General features: G+C 72.0%; 23 protein-coding genes and 1 tRNA gene. 4 read left to right on the top strand and 20 right to left on the bottom strand.

From position 1 onward, the window contains the following. Nucleotides 1-29: 29 nt before the first annotated feature. Complete coding sequence (gene pth / locus Q7L73_RS14790; RefSeq protein ID WP_304690501.1) at nt 30-629, bottom strand: aminoacyl-tRNA hydrolase; 600 nt, start codon at nt 627-629, stop codon at nt 30-32. A gap of 6 nt (nt 630-635) precedes the next feature. Then, the gene (locus tag Q7L73_RS14785; protein WP_304690500.1) at nt 636-1,286 is read right to left on the bottom strand and encodes a 50S ribosomal protein L25; all 651 of its coding nucleotides are present in this window, start codon (nt 1,284-1,286) and stop codon (nt 636-638) included. Between the two features lie 93 nt (nt 1,287-1,379). On the opposite strand from Q7L73_RS14785, the gene Q7L73_RS14780 reads away from it, so the two are divergent. Continuing rightward, entirely contained in the window at nt 1,380-1,721 is a 342-nt protein-coding gene (locus tag Q7L73_RS14780; protein WP_304690499.1) for a hypothetical protein, read from the top strand. A 9-nt stretch (nt 1,722-1,730) separates the two neighbouring features. On the opposite strand, the gene Q7L73_RS14775 is transcribed toward Q7L73_RS14780, so the two are convergent. The 3 genes from Q7L73_RS14775 to Q7L73_RS14765 all read right to left on the bottom strand — a co-directional run bounded on the left by Q7L73_RS14775 (nt 1,731) and on the right by Q7L73_RS14765 (nt 5,087). Then, nucleotides 1,731-3,719 carry a glycoside hydrolase family 2 protein gene (locus Q7L73_RS14775; protein WP_304690498.1) on the bottom strand — a complete coding sequence of 663 codons (1,989 nt, stop codon included), beginning with the start codon at nt 3,717-3,719 and terminating at the stop codon, nt 1,731-1,733. Nucleotides 3,720-3,827: 108 nt separating this feature from the next. Beyond that, entirely contained in the window at nt 3,828-4,277 is a 450-nt protein-coding gene (locus Q7L73_RS14770; RefSeq protein ID WP_304690497.1) for a hypothetical protein, read from the bottom strand. A 90-nt stretch (nt 4,278-4,367) separates the two neighbouring features. Then, nucleotides 4,368-5,087 carry a hypothetical protein gene (locus tag Q7L73_RS14765; protein WP_304690495.1) on the bottom strand — a complete coding sequence of 240 codons (720 nt, stop codon included), beginning with the start codon at nt 5,085-5,087 and terminating at the stop codon, nt 4,368-4,370. 66 nt (nt 5,088-5,153) lie between these two features. Here Q7L73_RS14765 and Q7L73_RS14760 point away from each other — a divergent pair, with 66 nt between their 5' ends. Continuing rightward, nucleotides 5,154-5,429: a DUF4235 domain-containing protein gene (locus tag Q7L73_RS14760; protein WP_304690494.1), complete on the top strand. Its 276-nt coding sequence runs from the start codon at nt 5,154-5,156 to the stop codon at nt 5,427-5,429. Nucleotides 5,430-5,444: 15 nt separating this feature from the next. On the opposite strand, the gene Q7L73_RS14755 is transcribed toward Q7L73_RS14760, so the two are convergent. From Q7L73_RS14755 to glmU, 3 genes are all read right to left on the bottom strand, one after another. Then, nucleotides 5,445-5,765: a hypothetical protein gene (locus Q7L73_RS14755; protein ID WP_304690493.1), complete on the bottom strand. Its 321-nt coding sequence runs from the start codon at nt 5,763-5,765 to the stop codon at nt 5,445-5,447. Between the two features lie 25 nt (nt 5,766-5,790). Continuing rightward, entirely contained in the window at nt 5,791-6,768 is a 978-nt protein-coding gene (locus tag Q7L73_RS14750; RefSeq protein ID WP_370552390.1) for a ribose-phosphate diphosphokinase, read from the bottom strand. 98 nt (nt 6,769-6,866) lie between these two features. Next, nucleotides 6,867-8,246 carry a bifunctional UDP-N-acetylglucosamine diphosphorylase/glucosamine-1-phosphate N-acetyltransferase GlmU gene (gene glmU / locus Q7L73_RS14745; protein ID WP_304690491.1) on the bottom strand — a complete coding sequence of 460 codons (1,380 nt, stop codon included), beginning with the start codon at nt 8,244-8,246 and terminating at the stop codon, nt 6,867-6,869. A gap of 82 nt (nt 8,247-8,328) precedes the next feature. Between glmU and Q7L73_RS14740 the strand changes: the two genes are divergently transcribed. Both Q7L73_RS14740 and Q7L73_RS14735 read left to right on the top strand, forming a co-directional pair. Beyond that, a tRNA-Gln gene (locus Q7L73_RS14740) sits at nt 8,329-8,399 on the top strand. 44 nt (nt 8,400-8,443) lie between these two features. Beyond that, nucleotides 8,444-8,620 (top strand): DUF1059 domain-containing protein, encoded by a 177-nt coding sequence (locus Q7L73_RS14735; RefSeq protein WP_304690490.1) that lies wholly within the window; start codon nt 8,444-8,446, stop codon nt 8,618-8,620. A gap of 4 nt (nt 8,621-8,624) precedes the next feature. Here Q7L73_RS14735 and Q7L73_RS14730 read toward each other — a convergent pair whose 3' ends face one another. The 12 genes from Q7L73_RS14730 to rsmI all read right to left on the bottom strand — a co-directional run bounded on the left by Q7L73_RS14730 (nt 8,625) and on the right by rsmI (nt 21,212). Continuing rightward, nucleotides 8,625-9,794 (bottom strand): EAL domain-containing protein, encoded by a 1,170-nt coding sequence (locus Q7L73_RS14730; RefSeq protein ID WP_304690489.1) that lies wholly within the window; start codon nt 9,792-9,794, stop codon nt 8,625-8,627. 150 nt (nt 9,795-9,944) lie between these two features. Continuing rightward, on the bottom strand, nt 9,945-11,201 hold the full coding sequence (locus Q7L73_RS14725) for a CdaR family transcriptional regulator (RefSeq protein ID WP_304690488.1): 1,257 nt from the start codon (nt 11,199-11,201) through the stop codon (nt 9,945-9,947). A 57-nt stretch (nt 11,202-11,258) separates the two neighbouring features. Continuing rightward, entirely contained in the window at nt 11,259-12,347 is a 1,089-nt protein-coding gene (locus tag Q7L73_RS14720; RefSeq protein WP_304690487.1) for a hypothetical protein, read from the bottom strand. A 203-nt stretch (nt 12,348-12,550) separates the two neighbouring features. Continuing rightward, a complete protein-coding gene (locus Q7L73_RS14715; RefSeq protein WP_304690486.1) occupies nt 12,551-12,772 on the bottom strand; it encodes a hypothetical protein in 222 nt (73 codons plus the stop codon). Then, nucleotides 12,762-13,721, bottom strand: coding sequence for a 4-(cytidine 5'-diphospho)-2-C-methyl-D-erythritol kinase (locus Q7L73_RS14710; protein ID WP_304690485.1), 960 nt, complete (start codon nt 13,719-13,721; stop codon nt 12,762-12,764). Before Q7L73_RS14710 ends, Q7L73_RS14715 begins: the two co-directional genes overlap by 11 nt. Next, on the bottom strand, nt 13,718-14,563 hold the full coding sequence (gene rsmA / locus Q7L73_RS14705) for a 16S rRNA (adenine(1518)-N(6)/adenine(1519)-N(6))-dimethyltransferase RsmA (RefSeq protein ID WP_304690484.1): 846 nt from the start codon (nt 14,561-14,563) through the stop codon (nt 13,718-13,720). The genes Q7L73_RS14710 and rsmA overlap by 4 nt, the downstream gene beginning before the upstream one ends. Continuing rightward, nucleotides 14,560-15,312, bottom strand: a complete 753-nt coding sequence (locus tag Q7L73_RS14700; protein ID WP_304690483.1) for a TatD family hydrolase — start codon at nt 15,310-15,312, stop codon at nt 14,560-14,562. The genes rsmA and Q7L73_RS14700 overlap by 4 nt, the downstream gene beginning before the upstream one ends. After that, complete coding sequence (gene metG / locus Q7L73_RS14695; RefSeq protein ID WP_304690482.1) at nt 15,309-16,814, bottom strand: methionine--tRNA ligase; 1,506 nt, start codon at nt 16,812-16,814, stop codon at nt 15,309-15,311. Before metG ends, Q7L73_RS14700 begins: the two co-directional genes overlap by 4 nt. A 34-nt stretch (nt 16,815-16,848) precedes the next feature. After that, on the bottom strand, nt 16,849-17,619 hold the full coding sequence (locus Q7L73_RS14690) for a succinate dehydrogenase/fumarate reductase iron-sulfur subunit (protein ID WP_304690481.1): 771 nt from the start codon (nt 17,617-17,619) through the stop codon (nt 16,849-16,851). Next, nucleotides 17,616-19,538, bottom strand: a complete 1,923-nt coding sequence (locus tag Q7L73_RS14685; protein WP_304690480.1) for a fumarate reductase/succinate dehydrogenase flavoprotein subunit — start codon at nt 19,536-19,538, stop codon at nt 17,616-17,618. The genes Q7L73_RS14690 and Q7L73_RS14685 overlap by 4 nt, the downstream gene beginning before the upstream one ends. Beyond that, on the bottom strand, nt 19,535-20,299 hold the full coding sequence (locus Q7L73_RS14680; protein WP_304690479.1) for a succinate dehydrogenase cytochrome b subunit: 765 nt from the start codon (nt 20,297-20,299) through the stop codon (nt 19,535-19,537). Before Q7L73_RS14680 ends, Q7L73_RS14685 begins: the two co-directional genes overlap by 4 nt. Nucleotides 20,300-20,402: 103 nt before the next feature. After that, the gene (rsmI, locus tag Q7L73_RS14675) at nt 20,403-21,212 is read right to left on the bottom strand and encodes a 16S rRNA (cytidine(1402)-2'-O)-methyltransferase (protein WP_304690478.1); all 810 of its coding nucleotides are present in this window, start codon (nt 21,210-21,212) and stop codon (nt 20,403-20,405) included. Nucleotides 21,213-21,217 lie beyond the last annotated feature (5 nt).

The following is a 21,217-nucleotide window of genomic DNA, read 5'->3' as shown; positions in this document are numbered from 1 at the left end:
ACGATCTCCTAAGCGCGCCGCGCGGCGCGCTAGGCCAACTCGGTCTCGCCGAGCACGATCCGCTCGGCGACGTCGGTCGATCGCTCGATCAGCTCGGCGACGTCGGCTCTCGGCTCGCTGAAGCGGCCGAGCACGTAGGCGGCGACACGGTCGGGATCGGTGCTCGGCGGGCGGTCGACGCCGATCCGCACGCGCGCGAAGTCGGGGCTGCCGAGCTCGCGCTTGAGCGACTTGAGCCCGTTGTGGCCGGCGAGGCCGCCGCCCATGCGGGCGCGGATGTCGCCGAACGGGAGGTCGATCTCGTCGTGCAGGACGAGGATCCGCTCCAACGGCACTCTGTAGGCGCCGCGAGCGGGGCCGACGGAGCGACCCGACTCGTTCATGTACGTCTGCGGCAGGATCACCGCGACGCGAGGGGAACCAGGCCCGCCCAGCCCGGCACGTCCATCCGTCACCAGGCCGGCGAACTTTCTCTTCGCCTTCGGCAGCTGCCAGCGCGCGGCGAGCGCGCTGGCGACCTCGAAGCCGATGTTGTGACGCGTTGCCGCGTACTGCGAGCCGGGGTTGCCCAGCCCGACGACCAGCCAGTCGACCGGCGTGGCGCCCGCGGCGGACCGCCCCAGGCGCACCGCGGGTTACTCCGAGTCGCCCTCGGAGGCGGACTCGGCCGGCTTGTCGCTGGCGACCTCGGTCTCGGTCTCGATCTCGTCCTCGGACTCGACCGACAGCTTCGGCGCGAGCACCGACGCGAGCACGGTCTCCTCGAGGTCGTCGAGCAGCTCGACGCCCTCCGGCGCCTTCAGCGCCGACAGGTAGACGGTGTCGCCGACCTCGACGTTCGAGACGTCGAGCTCGATCAGATCCGGGATCTCGTTCGGCAGCGCCTCTATGTTGATCTCGCGCGTGACCTGCTCGAGCACGCCACCGCCGCGGATGCCGGGGGCATCGTCGGCGTTGACCAGCTCGACCACGACGGTCGCGTGGATCTTCTTCTTCAGGTCGACGCGCAGCATGTCGACGTGGAGCATGTCCCCGGTGACGGGGTGACGGTGGTGGTCCTTCAGGACGACCGGGATCTGCGTGCCATCGAGCGTCAGCTGGATGACGGCGCCGCCGTGAGCCAGCGCGTTCCGCAGCTCGCGGGCGCCGACCTGGAACGGCGCGGGGTCTGCGTCCCCGCCGTAGACGATGCCCGGCACGAACCCGCTGCGACGGAGGCGGCGGGTGGCGCGGGAGCCTTCGATCTCGCGGGGAGCGACGGTGAGTGTGGTCTCTTCAGCAGCCATGAGCGACGAGCAAGGGTAGAGCATTCGCTCATATCGCGCGGACCGGCGGACACAAATCCCCCGTCGGCGCCGGTGCGGCGCTACGCTGCCTGGATGGGCGAAGAGACGCTCGTCGTGGTCATCTTCGGCACGCTCCACCTCGTCGGGCTGGGGCTGGGGATGGTGCTGCTGCTCCCGCTGCTGCGCGAGGAGCACGTCGCGCCGTGGGTTCCGCCGCAGGAGGACGACGACGGCGGAGGCGGCGGCAACGACCGCGTCGCGCCCGATCCGCCGCGCGGGCCCAGCTCCGGCGGCCTGCCGCTGCCGGACGCGGTGCAGACGCGCGTGCGCCTGCGCTCGGGCGAGCGGCTCGCCGACCGCAGGCCGGCGCGCGACCGCCGTCCGGCCCATCCGGCGACGCCGTCGCCGGCGCCGCGGCGCGTGCCGCAGCGCTGAGCGGCCGGGCTACTTCTTGCCGCCGCTGCGGGCGACGTACTGGCGCGAGGCGCGGTAGCTGCTGCGCAGCACCTGGTAGGCCGGCTTCTCGGTCCAGTCGAGCCGCACGAGGCCCTTCTGGTGGATCGGCGGCTCCGGCCACGGGTTGCCACCGCCCCAGGCGTTGCGGATCCGGAACTCCTGCAGCGCCCAGTAGACGCTGCCGCTGAGCCACGGCTTGGTCGCGAACTCTCTGAGGTGGTAGTCGACGAACTCTCTCTGGAACTCGTACGTGCCCTTCTCCTCGGCCGGACCGTCGCGGTTGGCCTCGGCGCCGTACTCGGTCACCGCGATCGCCTGCTTCGGGTAGCACGTGCGCAGCGCGTCGAGGAAGCCGGACAGCTCGTCGCGGTCGGCGATGTTGCCGCCGACGCCGGTGTACCAGCCGAAGTAGTCGTTCATCCCGAGCACGTCGATCGGCTTGTAGGAGGCCTGGCAGCCGGCCTCCGGGTGGCCGGCGAAGGCGAGGCCGACGAGGCCGCTCGGGTTGAGCGCGCGGATCAGCTGCGACGAGGCGGTGAGATAGCTGGCCTGGTTGCGGCCGGGCTGGCTCGCCATCTCGTTGCCGACCGACCAGACCGCGATCGACGGGTGGTTGCGGTTGGCGAGCAGGTCCTCTCTGACCTCCTGCAGCGCGAGCTTGCGGAAGGCCGGGCGGCCGAGGTCGCTCTCCGACAGCTGGTAGGTCGAGGGGATCTCGTTCCACAGCAGGATGCCCATGCGGTCGGCGAGCTGCTGGAAGTAGGGGTGCAGCGGGTAGTGCGAGCGCACGAGCGTCGAGCCCGAGTCGCGCACGAGCTGCATCAGTCTCGCGCGGTCGTCGTTGTTCATCGCCGAGCCGCGCTCGAGCGTGTCCTCGTGGATCGCGACGCCGCGGAAGCGGACCGTCTGGCCGTTGAGCGTCAGCTGGCCGGCGCCGGAGACGACGAGCGAGCGGATGCCGGTCTCGAGCGTGTAGCCGGCGACCGGCGTCGCTCTTCTCTCGTTCGCGCCCTGCGCCGTCGCCGACAGCCGCACGCGGTAGAGGTTCGGCTTCGCCGGCGACCACAGCTGCGGCCGTCTGACGACCAGCTTCGTTCTCAGCGTCACCGCTCTGCCGGCGCCGATCACCTGCTCGCCGAAGTCGAACGCCTGTCTGCCGAAGCGGCCGCCGAGCGTCGCGAGCTGGTTGGAGCTGGTCGTGTTGGTGACGGTCGCCTCGACGTCGACGGTCGCGGTCGCGCGGCTCGCCGACAGTCTCGGCTGCACGAACACGTCGGTCAGGTCGAGGCGGTCGACCTTGCGCAGGTAGACCTCGCGCTGGAGGCCGCCGTAGTTCCACCAGCCGGTCGCGGCGATCGGCTGGCTGACGATCCCGGTCGGCATCGCGCGGCGGTTGTCGGCGCGGATAACGAGCCGGTTGACGCCGTTGCGGTTGAGGTTCGGCAGTCTCAGCTCGAACGGCGTGTAGCCGCCGGTGTGGGTGCCGATCTGGCGCCCGTTGAGCCATATCGTCGAGCGCAGGTTGACGGCCTCGAAGCGGACGATCCAGTCGTCCGTTCTCGCCGTTCTGCTGGCCGGCAGTCTGAAGTCCTTGCGGTACCAGCCGATCGAGCCCTCGTACGACTCGCGCGTCGAGCCGTTGACGTTCCAGACCTGCGGCGCGGTCGTGCCGCTCCAGCCGTCGACGCCGCTGGCGCCGTACCAGCGCTGCGCGACGCCGGTGTCGTCGAGGTCGGCTCTGAACAGCCAGGGCCCGTCGACGAGGAAGCGGTTGTCCTGGCCCTCCAGGTAGAGCGGCTTGCCCGACGGGACGGTCACCTCCGCCGAGGGCGGGCCCATCGGCGTCGTCGGAGCGGCCGGCGACGCCGGCGCGCCGCTGTCGGGGTCGCCCTCTTCGGCGAGGGCGGGGGCTGCGCCGAGTCCCGCGAACAGCGAGGAGGCGAGCAGCAAGGCGAGGAACGGCGAACGACGCGGCATCGACCGGAGGAGAGTACGGAAGGGTCCCGACAGTTGCGGCGCCAACTGCTCCATGTCAGCTGTCTGACATCCCTGCGACGCGCCGGCTCGCGGTGCGTCGCCGCCCGCTCACGGGCAGCTCGTGTCGCGCTTGATCGGGCGGCTGAGCGAGGTCAGCCGCACCTCGATCCCGCTCGCGACGTTGCCCGAGCGATGGACGCGCGCGCACTGCACGACCGTCAGCCGGCTCGGCGTCTTCCAGACGACGCGCGCGGTGCCGGTCGTGTCGAACGGCGAGAAGCTGGTCGACAGGTCCAGCCGCGCCAGCTCGATCTCGCCGCTCGATCTGAGCGCCGCGGCGTTGACGGCGGCCTCCGCGCGACAGGCCTCGTCCTGCGCGCAGCCGTCGATCGCGGCGACGAGCGCGCGCGCGTCGCCGCTGGCCTGCGCCTCCAGCGCGTCGCGGATCGCCGCGCGCTCGGCGCCGTTGGCGCTGAGGACCCGCGCCAGCGCGGCGCTCACGAGCAGGAAGATGACGACCGCGGACGCGAGCACGAGGTAGCGGCGAGAGCGACCCATCGCGGCGCATCATCTCTGATCGCGAGCGCGCCGTGGGACGGTTCTCGCACGGGGCGGCTCGCGCGGACGGGCGCGCGCGGGCGCCGCGCGTCAGTGCAGCGTCGGCGGCTCCTCGCCCGAGATCTCGAGGAAGCGGGCGACCGAGGCCTCCTGGTGGGCCAGCCGCGACGCCAGCTCGTGGGCGTGATCGGCGGCGAAGTCGAGGAAGTCGCCGATCGCCCGCACGGGGTCGTCGGGCAGCGGGTAGATGCGGGCGAGGTCCTGCTGGGCGCAGGCGATCCCGAGCGGCGGCCTGCCCTCCGACAGCGCCCGCGCGCCGCAGACCGGCGCCACCACCAGCTGCCGCTCGGGCGCGACCAGCGCGACCGGCAGCAGCCGGTGGGCCGGCAGCGGCACGTTCAGCGCGACCGAGCGCTCGATCGTCACGTCGCCGCCGGCCAGCTCGGCGAGCGGCTCGCGCCAGACGTCGAGCACGGTGTCGGCGCCGACGAGCGCCTCGCGCAGCGCCCGCGCCTGCTGCAGGTACAGCTCCTCGGCCTGCTCGCGGTCCTCGGCGTCGCCGAGGTCGAGGTCGCAGGGAACGCGCATCAGCTCGCGCGCCGACAGCGTCGAGCCGGCGCCGAAACGGCCGCGGGCGACGTACGTCTGGATCGTGCCGAGGTCGCGGCGGCCGTGGAAGACGACCGTGACGACGTCGCTGACGGGCAGGTCGCCGACCGCGAGCGAGACGGCCGCGGCGTCGGAGGCGTCGAGCAGGGCGCGGCGGAGCAGCTCCTCAGCCGTGCCGTCGTCGTGCCGTTCGTCTGCCATGACGCACCGTCCTCGTGAAGTTCGTTCACACAGGATAATCGCCCTGTCGACGGGTAAGTTGACGACATGAAGCTGATCTACAAGCCGTTCGGCATCATCGTCGGCATCGTCGCCGGCCTGCTGGCGCGAAAGCTCTTCACGTTCGTGTGGGCCAAGATCGACGACGAGGAGCCGCCAGAAGCGACCACCGAGCTGGCGAGCTGGTCGAGAGTCGTGACGGCCGCGGCCGTCCAGGGCGTGACCTTCTCGGTCACGCGCGCGGTCGTCGACCGCGCCGGCGCAAGAGGCTGGGAGCACATCTTCGGTGTGTGGCCCGGCGAGAAGGCGCCGGACAAGGCGTAGCGCTGCGGCGCCGGCTCAGCCGGCGCCGCCGCCGCCGCGCAGCACGAACCCGCGCGCGGCCAACGTGCCGAGCGCGTCCTCGAAGCGCCCGAAGTCGCGCGCCAGCAGGGCGTCCAGCGGCCGCCCCTCCGGACCGCTGGCACGCAGCCAGCGCCGCAGCACCGGCGCGCCGGCGCGCTCCTCCGCCTCGGCCAGCAGGTCGAGCAGGATCGGCAGCTCGGGCCGGTGGTCGAGCTGGCCCGACAGCAGCGTCAGCGGGTCGACCGCGAGCGCCTGACACAGCTCGTCCTCAGAGAGGCCGAGCAGTGTCATCAGGTGGTGGGCGTCGCGCGCCACGGCGGCTGGAGGCGGGGCGCCGGGATCAGAACAGCTGGTTCTCGCCGCGGAAAACCTCGGAGACCGAGCCGTCCGTGAAGATCTGGCGGATCGAGCTGGTCAGCAGGTCGGCGCACGGCAGCACCGTGATGTTGTCCGGCGCGCCGTCGCGCAGCGGGATCGTGTCGGTCACGACGATCTCGTCGAAGGCCGCCGCGGCGAGGTTCTCCCACGCGTTGCCGGAGAAGACGCCGTGCGTTGCGGCCGCCAGCACGCGCGTGGCGCCGGCGTCGCGGACGGTCTGCGCGGCCGCCTTGAGCGTGCCGGCCGTGTCGATGATGTCGTCGACGATGACGGCCGTCTTGCCCTTCACGTCGCCGATCACGTAGCCGATCTCGGCGACCTGCTGGGCCGGGCGCTCCTTGTTGAGGATCGCCAGCTCGGCGCCGATCGTGGCGGCGAACTTCTTGTTCAGCTTCACGCGGCCGGCGTCCGGCGAGACGACGACGAGGTCCTCCAGCGACTGGTCGGCGAAGTATCTCGTCAGCATCCACATCGCGGTCATGTGGTCGCACGGCTTCTGGAAGAAGCCCTGGATCTGGCCGGAGTGGAGGTCCATCGTCAGGATCCGGTCGATCCCCGCGGTCTCGAGCATGCGCGCGACGAGGCGGGCCGAGATCGGCTCGCGAGGAGCCGACTTCTTGTCCTGGCGCGAATAGCCGTACCAGGGGCAGACGGCGACGACGCGGTGGGCCGAGCCGCCGACGGCCGCGTCGACCATCTCCAACAGCTCCATCAGCGAGTCGTTGGCGGTCATGCCGGTGCGCGCGTTGCCGCTGATCGGCTGGACGATGAAGACGTCCGCGCCGCGGATCGACTCCTCGTAGCGGCAGTAGACCTCGCCGTTGGAGAAGGTCTTCGTCGTGACGCCGCCGAGCTCGACCCCGAGCTTGCCGGCGATGTCGGCGCCGAGCTGCTGATGAGCGCGGCCGCTGAACAGCATCAGCTGCTTGCCATAGCCGATCTCGAGGTGGCTGTTGGGGTGCTCCTGCGGACCGGCACTCATCGAGTGAACGAGTCTACGCCCTGACGACGACGCTCCACGGGTGACGATGGGGGACATCAGTCCACGTTCTCCTTCTTGCGCTCGCTGTACTGCTCGATGTTCCGCTGCCGCGACCGGCCGACGCCGAGGGCGCCGTCCGGCACGTCCTCGGTGATCACCGACCCGGCGGCCGTCCAGGCGTCGTCGCCGACGGTCACCGGCGCGACGAAGGCGGTGTCGACTCCGCCCTTGACGCGTGCGCCGATCGTGGTGCGGTGCTTTCTGCGGCCGTCGTAGTTGGCGGTGATCGTGCCGGCACCGAGGTTCGACCCCGGCCCGACGTCCGCGTCACCGATGTACGACAGATGGGGGACCTTCGTGCCTTCGCCGATGTCGGAGTTCTTGACCTCGACGAACGTCCCGACCTTCGCCCCCGCTCGCAGCACCGCGCCGGGGCGCAGATAGGCGAACGGGCCGACGGAGGCGCCGTCGTGGACGGCGCACCCGGTCAGGTAGGAGTGCGGCACGCTGACGCCGTCGCCCAGCTCGGCGTCGATCAGCGACGTCTGCGGGCCGACGCTCGAGCCGCTGCCGACGCGCGTGGCGCCGAGCAGCGAGCTGAACGGCAGGATCGTCGTGTCGGCGCCGATCTCGACGCCGGCGTCGATCACGGTCGAGCCCGGGTCGACGATCGTGACGCCGGCCGCCATGTGCGCGGCGAGGATCCGCCGCTGCGCCTCGGCGCGGACCTTCGCGAGGTCGCCGCGGTCGTTGACGCCGAGCGCGAGGCCCGGGTCGTCGACGACGTGGGCGCGCACGGCACGCCCTCTGGCGCGCAGGATCGGCAGCACGTCAGGCAGGTACAGCTCGCCCTGCGCGTTGTCGGAGCGGACCTCCAGCAGCGCGTCGAGCAGCTCGCCGCCGTCGAACGCGTAGACGCCGCCGTTGACCTCGCGGATCTCCAGCTCGGCCGGCGTCGCGTCACCCGGCTTCTTCGTCTCGACGACGCGCTCGACGGCGCCGTCGGCGTTGCGCACGACGCGGCCGTAGCCGCTCGGGTCCGGCAGCACCATCGTCAGCATCGTCGCCGCCGCGCCCTGCTCGGCGTGGGCGGTCGCGAGCGCGCCCAGCGACGCGCCCGTCATCAGCGGCACGTCGCCGTTGAGGACGATCACCGGGGCGTCGCGGTCGATCTCGGCCGCGGCGGCCTGGACGGCGTCGGCGGTGCCGCGCGCCTCCTGCTGGACGGCGAGCACGACGTCGTCGGGGAGCCCCGGCGCGAGCGCGCGGTCGGGGCCGCCGACGACGACGACCTTGGACGCACCTGCGGCACGGGCCGCGTCGACGGTCCAGCTGAGCAGGGGTCTGCCGCAGAGTTCGTGCAGCAGTTTTGGCGTGGCGGAACGCATGCGCGTTCCCTGGCCCGCCGCGAGGATGACGACGACCGGAGCGGTCACGTACGGCATCGTAGCCACGTCGGGCGGCGGAGCGCTGCCTCAGCCCCGCTCGTTGCGGACGAATAGAATCGCGAGAACCCGTTGGGGGGTCGTCTAATGGCAAGACTCCGGCCTTTGGAGCCGGCTATCCGGGTTCGAGTCCCGGCCCCCCAGTTTCCCGGGCCCGACACACACCCACCGACGCGAGAGGAGGCGGGATGAAGGAGTTCTTCTGCGGAGCCGTGGTTCCCGACTGCACGGCACGATTCCGCGGCGAGAGCGAGGAGGCGATCCTCGCTCAGGTCGCGCAGCACGCGCATGACGATCACGGCATGGAGCACGTGCCCGACGCCGTGATCGAGGAGGTGCGGGCGCAGATCCAGGAGGTCGAGTAGCGCCTCAGACGGCTGAGAGCGTGCGCTCGCGCGCCTGCGCGAGCGCCGCGACCAGCCGTTCGACGCGCACCAGCCCGAGGTATCTGCCCTGCACGTCGCAGCAGACGATCGGGTGGAAGCGGGCCTCCGGCGGGCGCAGCATCGCCCGCTGCGCCAGCTCCGGGATCCGCCCCGACGGCGCCACCACGAGCACGTCGCCGAGCGGGTCCTCGCCGCGCAGCGCCGCGGCCCGCCCGAGCATCCCGACCGGTCGCCGGCGCGCGTCGACGACCGGCAGATGCTGCAGGCCGGCGTCGGCGCTGAAGCGGTCGGCGCGCTCGTCGGCGCCCGCGTCGCGCTCCAGCGGCGCGACCCGCTCCAGCAGCGCGACGAGCGCGCTCGGCGTCGTCGCGGCCGCGCCGCGGTCCCTCACGTAGGCGCTCAGCGCGAAGCCGATCCGTGTCAGCGTCTTCGTGCTGACACCGATCAGCGGCCCCTGCGCGAGCGGCGCCCGCAGCGCGATCAGCGCGTCCAGCTCCTCGACCTGCGAGACGCCCTGGGCGACGATCCAGGCGTCGAGCTGGCTGGCGAGGTGGCCGATCGTGTCGACGATCACCAGCTTCGCGTCGTCGCGGTGGATGCCCCTGACGAGGGCCGGGTCGAGCTTGACGAACTCCGGCCGCACTATCGCGATCTGCCGCAGCGTCGCGGTGCCGCCGCCGACGCCGTCGACCGCGATCGTCGCGCCGGCGTCGCGCAGCCGGCGCGCGGCCTCCTCCAGCTGCGGCTCCTCCACGGCGCTGCCGAGCGCCGTCAGCTCGATCACCAGCCGGTCGAGCCGGCCGGCCTCCGCCAGCACGCGCTGGACCGCCTCGCGCACGAGCGTGCGCGGGTCGATGTCGAAGCCGAGGAAGCAGTCGGCGGGGAGGCTCTCACGCGCCGCCAGCACGGAGCCGACGACGAAGGCGTCGAAGTCCGGCTCGAGGCCGCGCTCCAGCGCCTCGCGGCGCCAGCGGTCGCGGCTCATCGCCGCGGGGAAGCGGGCGCGCGCCTCGAAGCCGCAGATGACGCCGCGCGCGAGATCGGCGACCGGCTCGTAGGCGAGCCGGCAGCGGCCGCGCCGATCGATCAGGTGCGAGACCGAGACCGCATCGCTGCTCTCGTCAGGGGCTGTCCCTTCGCGATCTGCGTCCACGACGCGAATCCTAGGCATAGGACGAGTGTCAGAGCGCCGTGAGGTCACAGACACAAACGCGCGGCTGCGGCAAGCGCGCGCCTGGTGCCCCTCCACCGCCGCTCGGCGGTGTCAGCATGAGAACCCACGTCGCGAAACCCTCGGGTCGGACTACCGGGAGCTTCGATCGGGCGCCTCGCGGCGGACGCGGCCGCCCTCGGAGCCGCGCTCGGTCGCCGGGCCGCGCGGCGCGGCGATCCCGAGCACGCGCATCGCCTTCAGCCCGAACGAGAGCTTCTCGCGGCCGTCGGTCGAGGCGACGTCGAGGCCGGTGATCTCGCGCACGCGCTCGAAGCGGTAGCGGACCGTGTGACGGTGGGTGATCAGCCTTGCGGCGGTCGCGTTGACGTTGCCGTCGCACTCGAGGAAGGTCTCGAGCGTGCCGACGAGGTCGGAGGTCTCGTACTGCTCGTCGTAGGCGACGATCTTCGAGACCGTCTCGTCGTAGAAGCGCCGCAGCTCGGCCGGATCGCTCATGTGCGGCAGCAGCAGCTGGTAGGTGCCGGTGTCGTCGTAGGCGAGCAGCGCCTCGTCCGGGTCGCCCTCGACGACGTTGGCGGCCAGCAGCGCCTCGTTGCCGGCGCGATGGAGGTCGACCGGATCGCGCGCGACGCGGCTGCGGCCGACCGCGAAGGCGAAGCCGCTGAGATTGGCCTCCAGCTCGCGCAGGACGGTCGCGCCGACGCGGCGGCCGGCCTCGCCGTCGGCATCGGCGACCAGCAGCACGACCTCGTCGCCGTCGCCGCCGGCGGTCGGCGCGGCGATCGCGCCCGGGGCGATCGAGCGGGCGCCGCGCTCGGCCAGCGCCAGCAGCCGCGAGCGCCAGTCGTCGTCGGTCGGCGAGCGCGGATGGGCGCGCACGACGACGACGCTGCCGCCGCGGTCGAGCGAGATCCCCAGCTCCTTGCCGCGCGCGACGAGGTCGTCGCGGTCGCTGATCGCACGCGCGAGCACGTCGTGGACGAAGGCGGCGGCGGCCTCCTCGGAGGCGCGCTCAGGGCCGCGCACGCGCTCGACCTCTGAGGCGATCAGCGTCGTCACGAGCCGCAGCATCGAGCTGCCGGAGGCGGCCCACTCGGCGTCACGGCCGCGCAGCCGCAGCTGGCCGACGACGGTGTCGGCGACGCGCAGCTCGATCCGCTCGACGCCCTCGGCGTCGCGCAGCAGCGCCCGCTCCTCAGCCGGCGAACGGGCCGCGACCGCCAGCACGACGCTGGTGCGATCGATCAGCACGAGGCTCGCGTCGAGTGCGCGCGAGGCGGCGCGGATGATCTCGGGCAGGCCGGCGCCAGCCGCGATCGCGTCGGTGATCGCTTCGAGTGCGGAGAGGTCTGGCGCGGAGGCGTCGCCGCGGGCCTGCGAGGACATTGCCACCAATTGTACGAGCGGACCGCGCCAATCGCGCGCGGCCCGCTCGAAATCGGCTTAAGCGGCCGGCGGGACGAGCACCCGCAGGTACTTCGCCCAGTCGACGCCGGAGGCCATGTCGTAGGCGTAGGTGCCGGCCCAGTCGCCGCTGCCGGCGCGCATCCCGATCGACTTCGAGTACGTCACGAGCGGGTCGGCGGCGCCGAACGAGGTGTAGCCGGAGCCCGACTCGAACTGGAACGCGAAGCCGGAGCCGCCGGTGTCGCCGACGTAGCCGCCGTAGGTCGCCAGCGCCGTCAGGATCGTCTTCTTCCAGGCCGGGACCGACAGCGCGCCGATCTGCGCGGCGGTCATGTTGAGCTGCAGCCGCGCGCCCATCGGCGGCGCGGAGTTGTCGCACGACGCGCCGCCGTGCGAGGCCGGGTAGACGTAGGCGCTCTGGCCCCCGCCCGGCGCCGGCTTGGTGCCGTAGCCGAAGCCGGTCGTGCCCGAGGTGCACTTGAGCACGACGAAGAGCGCATGGTTGATTCTGCCCGCGGCCAGCTCGGCGCCGCGGATCGAGCCGGCGAGGTTGCCGAAGTTCGACGCGGTCGCCTTGCTGTCGATGCCGCTGCCGTCGATTCTCGTGCGGCCGCCGATCGCGAAGGTCAGCGTGCCCCCGCCTGCCGGCTTGGAGGAGACGCGCCAGAAGTCGTACTCCCAGCCGTCGGGCTGCACGACCGTCATGTGGCCGTCGTCGCCGCCGGCAGCCTTCGCGGCGCTCGGGACGCGGATTCTGAGCCCTTCGATGCTGTTCTTCGTGCTCGTCGCGTGCAGCGTGTAGAGCGGATCGCTCGGCTGCGCGTAGTAGGTCGGGTGGGCGTAGTCCTTCGTCGTGCCGGCGACGCCGGCGACGAGCGTGCCGGGCTTGCCCCACGAGAGGATCTTGTTGACGTACGCCGCCGAGTTGGGGTGGACGGCCTGGCCGGCCGCCGGGGTGTTGAACGGCGAGCTGGCGGCATAGGGACGCCAGTCGGAGCCCGGCCAGGCGCCGGCGCCGAAGCCGTTCCAGCCTTGGGCAGCATGCGCCGCGCCTGCGGGCAGCAGGACGAGGGCGGCGACAATCGAGCCGGCGAAGAGCCGACCGCGCAGCGGGTGATGACGCATCAAGCGTCTCCTTATGGGCTATGCGTCCGTGCGACCTTGTGACGCCTTGCCTCCCAGCAGGCGCCTGTCAGTCACGCGTTCAGTCCCCGTCGCGTCCGACTTTCACCCTGAAATGGAGAAAATCGGGCGAAACAGCAAACATTTCGCGCAGCCTGTCCCCCAGCTTGGGCCACGAGCGCTTCAGCGCAAGGAACCCCGTGTGCTCAGAACAGGCGCGGCCAATAGTAGATGACGGCCGCACCGGCCAGAGCGCCAACTCCCATCAGCGCGGCGAGCACCCACAGCGACAGCAGGCTCGCGACGATCCGCTCCCAGACGCGCTCGTAGGCGGAGGCGACGGGGACCATCACGAGGGTCACGAAGGCGATGAGGCCGACGACGGCGGCGCCGACGGCGACGAGCTGGACGATCGCGTCATTGCTCATGAGGCGCCTCATTCTCGCGCACGGCGCCGACGGCCGCGAACTCGGGCCCGACCGGCGCCGCCGCGACCGGCTCCGGGAAGCGCCCGCGCAGCGCCTCGGCGGCGACCAGCGCGGCCGTGCGCGCCTCCTCCCCGCCCCACCACAGGCCGATCGTCGTCGGCCCCGAGCCGCTGACGAAGGCGTGGTCGGCGCCGGCCGCGCGAAGGGCGTCCAGCGCCGGGCCGATCGCCGGGCAGAGCGAGCGGGCCGGCGCCTCGAGGTCGTTGACGAGCAGCTCCGGCAGCAGGCCCTCGCGCAGGCGCTCACGCAGCTCCAGCAGCTCCTCGGCGGAGCGGCCGAGGCCGAGCCGGTCGGCCTCGCGGAAGACGTCGGGCGTCGACAGCGGCAGGCCCGCGGGCACGATCACGAGCGCGTGCGCAGGCGGCGCGGCAACGCGCTCGACGTGCTCGCCGACGCCATGGACGAGCACCGGCGCGGGCTCGACCTGGCTCGGCACGTCGGCGCCGAGCGCGGGTGCGAGGCGGGCGATCAGCGGGTCGCCGGGGCGGCCGGCGGCGTGCGCGACGAGCCGCAGCGCGGCCGCGGCATCGCCCGAACCGCCGCCCATGCCGGCCGCGACCGGGACGCGCTTGACGATCGTCAGCCGCTGCGGCGGGCCGTCCCAGCCGCTGGCGGCGCGCCAGTCGGCGAGCGCCCGCGCGGCGAGGTTCGGACCCGTGACGCCGGCGCAGACGACCTCGTCGGCGGCGAGCGCGCAGGCCTCGCCGGCGAGGCCGGGCTCGGGGGCGGCGAGCGCCTCGGCGCCGGGACGCGGCTCCAGCGTCAGCTCGTCGGCGAGCGACAGCGGCTCGAACAGCGAGACCAGCTCGTGGTAGCCGTCGGGGCGCGTCGGGCCGAGGAAGAGGCCGAGGTTGGTCTTGCCGGGCGCGAGCGCGCGCAGCCGCGTCACGTGGCCGCCGCCTCGCCGGAGTCGGCGCGCAGCAGCTCCCAGAGGGCGCGCAGCTGCTGCGGCGAGAGCCGCTCGGCGCGCACGTCGGGCGGGTGGCCGAGCTGCTCCAGCGCGGCGCGGACGCGCTCGGGCGAGCCGACGCCGGCGATCCCGGCCGACTTCGCGAGCGTCTTGCGGCGGTGGGCGAAGGCGCCCTGCACGAAGCTGCGCAGCGCTCTCGGAGCGGCCGGGCCGGTGCGGGTCAGGCCGACGAGCACCGAGTCGACGTTCGGGACCGGGAAGAAGACGCGCCGCGAGACGGCCCGCTCGACTCTCACGTCCGCCGCCAGCTGGGCGATCACGGAGGGGATCCCGTAGGCGTCGCTGGCCGGCTTGGCGGCCAGCCGCTCGCCGACCTCCTTCTGCACCATCGCGATCCAGCGGGTCGCGCTCGGGATGTCCTCCAGCGTCTTCAGGATCGAGCCGGCGGCGATCCCGTACGGCAGGTTGGCGATCACCTTCGTCGGCTGCGGGTCGAGCGCTCCCATCTGCAGCTGCATCGCGTCGCCCATGTGCAGCGTCGCGCGCGCGCCGAACGGGTCGAGCGCGTCGCGCAGCGGCTCCTCGAGGATGCGGTCGACCTCGACGACGTGGACGTGCGCGGCGCGCTGCGCGAGGTGCTCGGAGAGGACGCCGAGGCCGCCGCCGATCTCCAGCACGACGTCGTCGGGCTGCAGCCCGGCGAGCCGCTCGATCACGTCGAGGATGTTCGAGTCGATCAGGAAGTTCTGGCCCAGCTCGCGGTTGGGGCGGATGCCGAACTGGCGCATCCGGCGCAGCGAGGGCTGCGTCGGGTCGCTCACGACCAGCCGAACAGCTCGGCGGCGTTGGCCTCGACCTGCGCTGACAGCTCGTCGTAGGCGACGCGCCGCTCGACGGCGATCAGCTGCGCCGTCAGGACGACGTTGGCGGGCACGTTGCGCTGCTTGCGGACCGGCTGCGGGCTGAGGTACGGCGCGTCGGTCTCGACCAGCAGCCGGTTCGCCGGGACGCGCAGCGCGGCGCTGCGCAGGTCGCCGTTGGCCGGGTAGGTGACGTTGCCGGCGAACGAGATCCAGTAGCCGCGCTCGACGCACTCGTCGACGCGGTCGGCCATCGAGAAGCAGTGCAGGATCACTCTGACCCCGTCGGCCTCGGCGTCGAGCAGGTCGAGCGTCTGCTGGTCGGCGCTGCGGGTGTGGATCACGAGCGGCTTGGCGGTCTCGCGCGCGAGCGCGACCTGGGCGCTGAAGGCGCGCCGCTGATCGGCCTCGGGGGCGTTGTCGCGGTAGAAGTCGAGGCCGGTCTCGCCGATCGCGCGGCACTTCGGATGGGCCGCGAGCGCGCGCAGCTCGGCCAGGTCGGCGTCGTCGAAGCCGGTCGCCGAGTTGGGATGGCGGCCGATCCCGACGTAGACCTGCGGGAAGTCCTCCGCCACCTGCAGCGCGGCGCGGCAGGAGTCGCCGTCGGTGCCGATCGTCAGCAGGCGCGTGACGCCGGCCTCCGTCGCGGCGGCGACGAGGTCGGCCGCCGGCTCGGCGCACGAGGTGACGTGGGTGTGGCTGTCGATCATCTCTGCGGCTTCGGGAAGAGCGGCTCGATCGCGGCGATCGGCGTGCCCCAGCCGTCGGCCGCGAAGCTCGCGCCCGCGTAGTCGAGCGACGGCCGGTCCAGCGCCGCCAGCAGCTTGTCGACCGTCTCCGGGATGTACGGGTGCAGCAGCACCGTCACGACGCGCAGGCCCTCGGCGAGCGTCGCCAGCGTCTCATCCAGCAGCGCCGCCTGCTCGGGGTCCTTCGCCAGCTTCCACGGCGCGCGCTCCTCGACGTATCTGTTGAGCCGCCGCACGCGCACCCAGATCTCCTCCAGCGCCTGGCTCGGCTCCGCTCTGTCGAGCAGCCGCGCGACCGTGTCGGCGAGACCGTCGAAGTCGGCGGCGAGCGCCGCGTCGACCGGGACCGCCGGCACGATGCCGTCGCGATAGCGGCCGACCATCGCGACCGTGCGGCTGGCGAGGTTGCCGTAGCCGTTGGCCAGCTCGGACTCGTAGCGGGCCTCGAAGCCGGTCGTCGAGACCGAGCCGTCCTGCCCGAAGGAGACCTCGCGGAAGCAGTAGAAGCGCAGCGCGTCGGTGCCGAATCTGTCGATCACGTCGAACGGGTCGAGCACGTTGCCGAGCGACTTCGACATCTTCTCGCCGTCGAGCAGCAGGTAGCCGTGGACGATCTCGCCCTTCGGCAGCTCGATCCCCGCCGCCATCAGCATCGCCGGCCAGTAGACGGCGTGGAACTTGAGGATGTCCTTGCCGATGATGTGGAGGTCGGCCGGCCAGAAGGTGTCGGTCAGGTCGTCGCCCTCGCGCGCGAACGAGAGCGCCGTGTAGTAGTTCAGCAGCGCGTCGAACCAGACGTAGAAGACGTGCGAGGGATCCCACGTGACCGGCACGCCCCAGGTGAACTTGCCGCGCGAGAGCGAGACGTCGCGCAGGCCGCCCTTGACGAAGGCGAGCGCCTCGTTGCGACGCGACTCGGGCTTGACCCAGTCCGGCCGCTCGGCGTACAGCGCCTCGAGTCTCTCCTGGAAGTCGGAGAGTCTGAAGAACCAGTTCTCCTCCGACTCGCGCAGCAGCGGGATGTGGTGGATCGGGCAGGTGTTGCCCTCGGCGATCTCGTTCTCGTTTTTGAAGTCCGCGCAGCGGGGGCAGTACCAGCCCTCGTAGCTGCCGAGGTAGGTGAAGCCGTTGTCGTGGATCCGCTGCATCACCTCCTGCACGCGTCTGACGTGACGCGGGTCGGAGGTGCGGATGAAGAAGTCGTTGGTGACGTTCAGCCGCGGCATCATCGCCTCGAAGCGAGCGGCGTTCTTGTCCGCCAGCTGCTTCGGCGTGACGCCGGCTCTCTCGGCCGCGAGCGCGACCGGCTCGCCGTGCTCGTCGGTGCCGGTGAGGAAGAAGACCTGCTCGCCGCGCTGGCGCTGATGCCGCGCCAGCACGTCGGCGGCGATCGTCGTGTACGCGTGGCCGAGATGCGGCTGCGCGTTGACGTAGTAGATCGGGGTTGTGACGTAGTAGGACACGCGGCCGAGAACAGTAGCGGCCGCTGCCTTCGTCCTACTGCGCGACCATCTTCTTGCTGGCCTTCTTCTCGTCGCGCACGGCCTTGCGGTACTCGCGGTTGAGCGTCCCGATCACGTCGATCGAGATCTCCTGCGGGCAGGCCAGCGAGCACTCGCCGAAGTTCGTGCAGCCGCCAAAGCCCTCCGCGTCCATCTGGTGGACCATCGAGCGGACGCGGTCGCCGCGCTCGGCCTGGCCCTGCGGGAGCGAGTTGAGGTGCGTCACCTTCGCGCCCGTGAACAGCATCGCCGCGCCGTTGGGGCAGGCCGCGACGCAGGCGCCGCAGCCGATGCAGATGGCGGCGTCCATCGCCGTCGTCTGCACCTCGGGGCTGACCGGCATCGCGTTCGGCTCCGGCTGCGGGCCGGTCGACGTCGAGATGTAGCCGCCGGACTGGATGATGCGGTCGAGCGCGCCGCGGTCGGTCACGAGGTCTCTCATGACCGGGAACGCGTTGTTGCGGAACGGCTCGACTCTGATCGTCTGGCCGTCTCTGAAGTCGCGCATGTACGTCTGGCAGGTGGTGACCTGCTGCGGACCGTGCGGCAGCCCGTCGATCGTCAGCGAGCAGGCGCCGCAGATGCCCTCGCGGCAGTCGCTGTCGAAGGCGACGGCGCGGCTGCCCTGCGCGATCAGACGCTCGTTGACCTGGTCGAGCATCTCCAGGAACGACGCCTCGGCGTCGATCTCGTGCGCCTCGATCGTCTCGTAGCGCCCCGAGTCGCCAGGACGGTCCTGGCGCCAGATCTGAAGTGTGAAGTTCACTTGTAGCTCCGGGTCGCGAGCTTGACGTTCTCGAACTCCAGCGGCTCCTCGTGGGCGACCGGCATGCCGCCTTCGCCGCCGTACTCCCACGCGGTCACCGACGCGAATCTGTCGTCGTCGCGGAGCGCCTCGCCGTCCGGCGTCTGGTGCTCCTCGCGGAAGTGGCCGCCGGCCGACTCCTCGCGCTTGAGCGCGTCGAGGCACATCACCTCGGCCAGCTCGATGAAGTCGGCGACGCGGCCGGCCAGCTCGAGGCTCTGGTTCAGCTCGTCGGCCCTGCCGTCGACGCGCACGTCGTTCCAGAACTCGTCGCGGATCTGATGGATCCGCTCGATCGCCTCGGTCAGGCCCTCCGCCGTGCGCGACATGCCGCACTTGTCGAGCATGACGTTGCCGAGCTCGCGGTGGATCACCTGCGGCGCGGTCGTGCCGTTGACGTTGATCAGGCGCGCGATGCGGTCCTGCACTTCCTGCTCGGTCCGCTCGAACGCCTCGTGTCTGTCGTCGACGATGCCGCCGCGTCTGGCGATGTGGTTCGTGACCGTGTGCGGGACGATGAAGTAGCCGTCGGCGAGGCACTGCATCATCGCGCTGGCGCCGAGGCGGTTGGCGCCGTGGTCGGAGAAGTTCGCCTCACCGACCGCGAACAGGCCGTCGATCGTCGTCTGCAGCTCGTAGTCGACCCACAGGCCGCCCATTGCGTAGTGCGGGGCCGGGTAGATCATCATCGGCGTCTCGTACGGGTCCTCCGCGGTGATGCGGTGGTACATGTCGAAGAGGTTGCCGTACTTGCCCTGGACCGTCGCTCTGCCGACCGTGTCGATCGCGTCGCGGAAGTCGAGGTAGACGCCGCGGCCGGTGCCGCCGACGCCGAGACCCTCGTCGCAGACGATCTTGGCGGCGCGCGAGGCGACGTCACGCGGGACGAGGTTGCCGAAGGCCGGGTAGCGCTCCTCGAGGAAGTAGTAGCGCTCGGCCTCGGGGATCTGCGCGGGCGGGCGCGAGTCTCTGCCTCTGCGCGGGACCCAGACGCGGCCATCGTTGCGCAGCGACTCCGACATCAGCGTCAGCTTCGACTGGTACTCGCCCGACTGCGGGATGCAGGTCGGGTGGATCTGCGTGTAACAGGGGTTCGCCATCAGCGCCCCGCGCTTGTGCGCGCGCCAGGCCGCCGTGACGTTCGAGTTCATCGCGTTCGTCGACAGGTAGTAGACGTTCGTGTAGCCGCCGGAGGCGAGCACGACCGCGTCGGCGGCGTGGCGCTCCAGCTCGCCGGTCACGAGGTTGCGGGCGATGATGCCGCGCGCCTCGCCGTCGACGGTGACGACGTCGAGCATCTCGTGGCGGTTGTAGATCTTCGCGTTGCCGCTGGCGACCTGGTGCTGCAGCGCCGAGTAGGCGCCGAGCAGCAGCTGCTGGCCGGTCTGGCCGCGCGAGTAGAAGGTGCGCTGGACGAGCACGCCGCCGAACGAGCGGGTGGCGAGCTGGCCGCCGTACTCGCGGTTGAACGGGACGCCCTGCGCGACCGCCTGGTCGACGATGTTGGCCGACAGCTCGGCGAGCCGCCAGACGTTCGCCTCGCGGGCGCGGAAGTCGCCGCCTCTGATCGTGTCGACGAACAGGCGCCGGATCGAGTCGCCCTCGTTGGCGTAGTCCTTGGCGGCGTTGATGCCGCCCTGGGCCGCGATCGAGTGGGCGCGACGGGCCGAGTCCTGGAAGCAGAACGACTTGACGCGGTAGCCCTGCGCCGCCAGCGAGGCGGCCGCCGAGGCGCCGGCGAGGCCGGTGCCGACGACGATCACGGTGTGGCTGGCGCGGTTGCGCGGGCCGACCAGTCTGTGCGCGTCGAGCCAGCTGTTCCACTTGCCCTCGATCGGGCCCGCCGGGATCTTCGCGTCGAGCGTGAAGGTGCTGCTCATCGGGCCACCACCGTGATCGATGCCTGCGTGTTGGCGACGTCGGGCGCCGACAGGGCGCCGGTCCAGAACAGCACCGGCACAAGCACGAACCCGACCACGACGAAGACGGCGAGCGCGCCGGCGGTGCGGCGGATCGCCTGGTTCTTCTCGGGCGAGTCGAAGCCGAGCGTCTGCACCGCGCTCCAGACGCCGTGCCGCAGGTGGAAGCCGAGCGAGCCGACCGCCAGCACGTACAGCAGCACGAAGTACCACTTCTGGAAGGCGTTGTAGAGGTTCGCGTAGACCGCACCCTCGTGCAGCGGCGTGACGTCGATCGTCAGCGTCGTGAACTGCAGGATGTGGAAGACGATGAAGGCCAGCAGCAGCGAGCCGGTGACGATCGTCGTCGCGGCCGAGAAGCTGCGGCCGATGCGGCGGGCCGGGTGGCCGCCGCGGGCGGCGCGGCTGCGGGCGCGCAGCTGGACGATGCCGGTCACGTGGACGACGAGGGCCGCGAGCAGCAGCACGCGCACCGCCCACAGCACGAAGCCGTAGGGCAGCAGCGGCTCGCCGAAGGTGCGCAGCCAGTGGGCGTAGTCGTCGACGCGGGCGTCGCCGTTGCCCGGTCCGTACAGCGAGTTGAGGTTGCCGAGCATGTGCAGCACGACATAGCCGACGAGGATGCCGCCGGAGACGGCGACGGCGATCTTCTTGCCGATCGACGAGTCCCACAGCTCGCGCAGGCCCGACCGTCGGGCACGTGTTCCGTCTGTGACGAGCATTCTCCGAAAAGTGGTCTGGGGCGCGCTGACGGGGGGCCTCGCGCCTTGCCCACGGACGAGATCGTCCGATGGTCGGACAATAGCGCGTTCGTGGCGCTTGCGACTACTTGCCCGCGGTCAGGGCGCGGTAGAGATCGTTGGCCGCGACGCCGGTCAGCTCCGACACCGCCGCAGCCGCCGGACGGGCCTTCGCGCCCGCCTCGACGAGTCTTCTGAGCGCCACCAGCGCGGGGCCCAACTCCGGCGCGACCGGCGTGGCGGCGCCGACGACGAGCACGACCTCTCCGCGCGGCGCCTCGGCAGCGTAGCGCTCCGCCAGCTCGGCGGCAGTGCCGCGCACGACCTCCTCGTGCAGCTTCGTCAGCTCGCGGCAGACGGCGACCGGCCGCTGCGGATCGAGCTCCGCCAGCACCGCCAGCGAGGCGGCGAGCCGGTTCGGCGACTCGAACGCGACGAGCGTCTCGTCGGTCGCGAACGACTCCTTCAGCTCGCCTCTCTTGCGCGGCAGGAAGCCGGCGAAGCGCCAGCGCTCGGCCGGCAGCGCGGAGGCGACCAGCGCCGCCAGCGCCGCGCTCGGCCCCGGCAGCACCTCGACCGCCAGCCCGGCGGCGACGCACGCCTGCACGAGCAGGAAGCCGGGGTCGGAGACGAGCGGCATGCCGGCGTCGGAGACGAGCGCGACGTTGGCGCCGGCCTGCATCCGTCTGACCAGCTCGGCGGCGCGGTCGCGCTCGTTGTGCTCGTGGTAGCTGAGCAGCTCGCCGCCGACGCCGTAGCGGTCGAGCAGCACGCGCGTGCGGCGCGTGTCCTCGCAGGCGATCAGGTCGGCCTCGCGCAGCGCGGAGAGGACGCGCAGGGTGACGTCCTCGAGGTTGCCGATCGGCGTCGGGCAGACGATCAGGCGCCCCGCCATCGGGC

This window comes from Conexibacter sp. CPCC 205762 (assembly GCF_030646155.1).
Taxonomy (GTDB): Bacteria; Actinomycetota; Thermoleophilia; order Solirubrobacterales; family Solirubrobacteraceae; genus Conexibacter.
Note: the sequence above shows the minus strand (reverse complement) of the source record. Positions and strands in the feature narration are given on the sequence as shown.

Coding starts and splice junctions, on each gene's coding strand:
- Q7L73_RS14760 (WP_304690494.1), top strand. CDS start 5,154: ATGAAGCTGATCTACAAGCCGTTCGGCATCATCGTCGGCATCGTCGCC.
- Q7L73_RS14780 (WP_304690499.1), top strand. CDS start 1,380: ATGGGCGAAGAGACGCTCGTCGTGGTCATCTTCGGCACGCTCCACCTC.
- Q7L73_RS14785 (WP_304690500.1), bottom strand. CDS start 1,286: ATGGCTGCTGAAGAGACCACACTCACCGTCGCTCCCCGCGAGATCGAA.
- Q7L73_RS14770 (WP_304690497.1), bottom strand. CDS start 4,277: ATGGGTCGCTCTCGCCGCTACCTCGTGCTCGCGTCCGCGGTCGTCATC.
- Q7L73_RS14735 (WP_304690490.1), top strand. CDS start 8,444: ATGAAGGAGTTCTTCTGCGGAGCCGTGGTTCCCGACTGCACGGCACGA.
- Q7L73_RS14700 (WP_304690483.1), bottom strand. CDS start 15,312: ATGATCGACAGCCACACCCACGTCACCTCGTGCGCCGAGCCGGCGGCC.
- rsmI (WP_304690478.1), bottom strand. CDS start 21,212: ATGGCGGGGCGCCTGATCGTCTGCCCGACGCCGATCGGCAACCTCGAG.
- Q7L73_RS14775 (WP_304690498.1), bottom strand. CDS start 3,719: ATGCCGCGTCGTTCGCCGTTCCTCGCCTTGCTGCTCGCCTCCTCGCTG.
- Q7L73_RS14720 (WP_304690487.1), bottom strand. CDS start 12,347: ATGCGTCATCACCCGCTGCGCGGTCGGCTCTTCGCCGGCTCGATTGTC.
- Q7L73_RS14765 (WP_304690495.1), bottom strand. CDS start 5,087: ATGGCAGACGAACGGCACGACGACGGCACGGCTGAGGAGCTGCTCCGC.
- Q7L73_RS14725 (WP_304690488.1), bottom strand. CDS start 11,201: ATGTCCTCGCAGGCCCGCGGCGACGCCTCCGCGCCAGACCTCTCCGCA.
- Q7L73_RS14715 (WP_304690486.1), bottom strand. CDS start 12,772: ATGAGCAATGACGCGATCGTCCAGCTCGTCGCCGTCGGCGCCGCCGTC.
- Q7L73_RS14680 (WP_304690479.1), bottom strand. CDS start 20,299: ATGCTCGTCACAGACGGAACACGTGCCCGACGGTCGGGCCTGCGCGAG.
- Q7L73_RS14685 (WP_304690480.1), bottom strand. CDS start 19,538: ATGAGCAGCACCTTCACGCTCGACGCGAAGATCCCGGCGGGCCCGATC.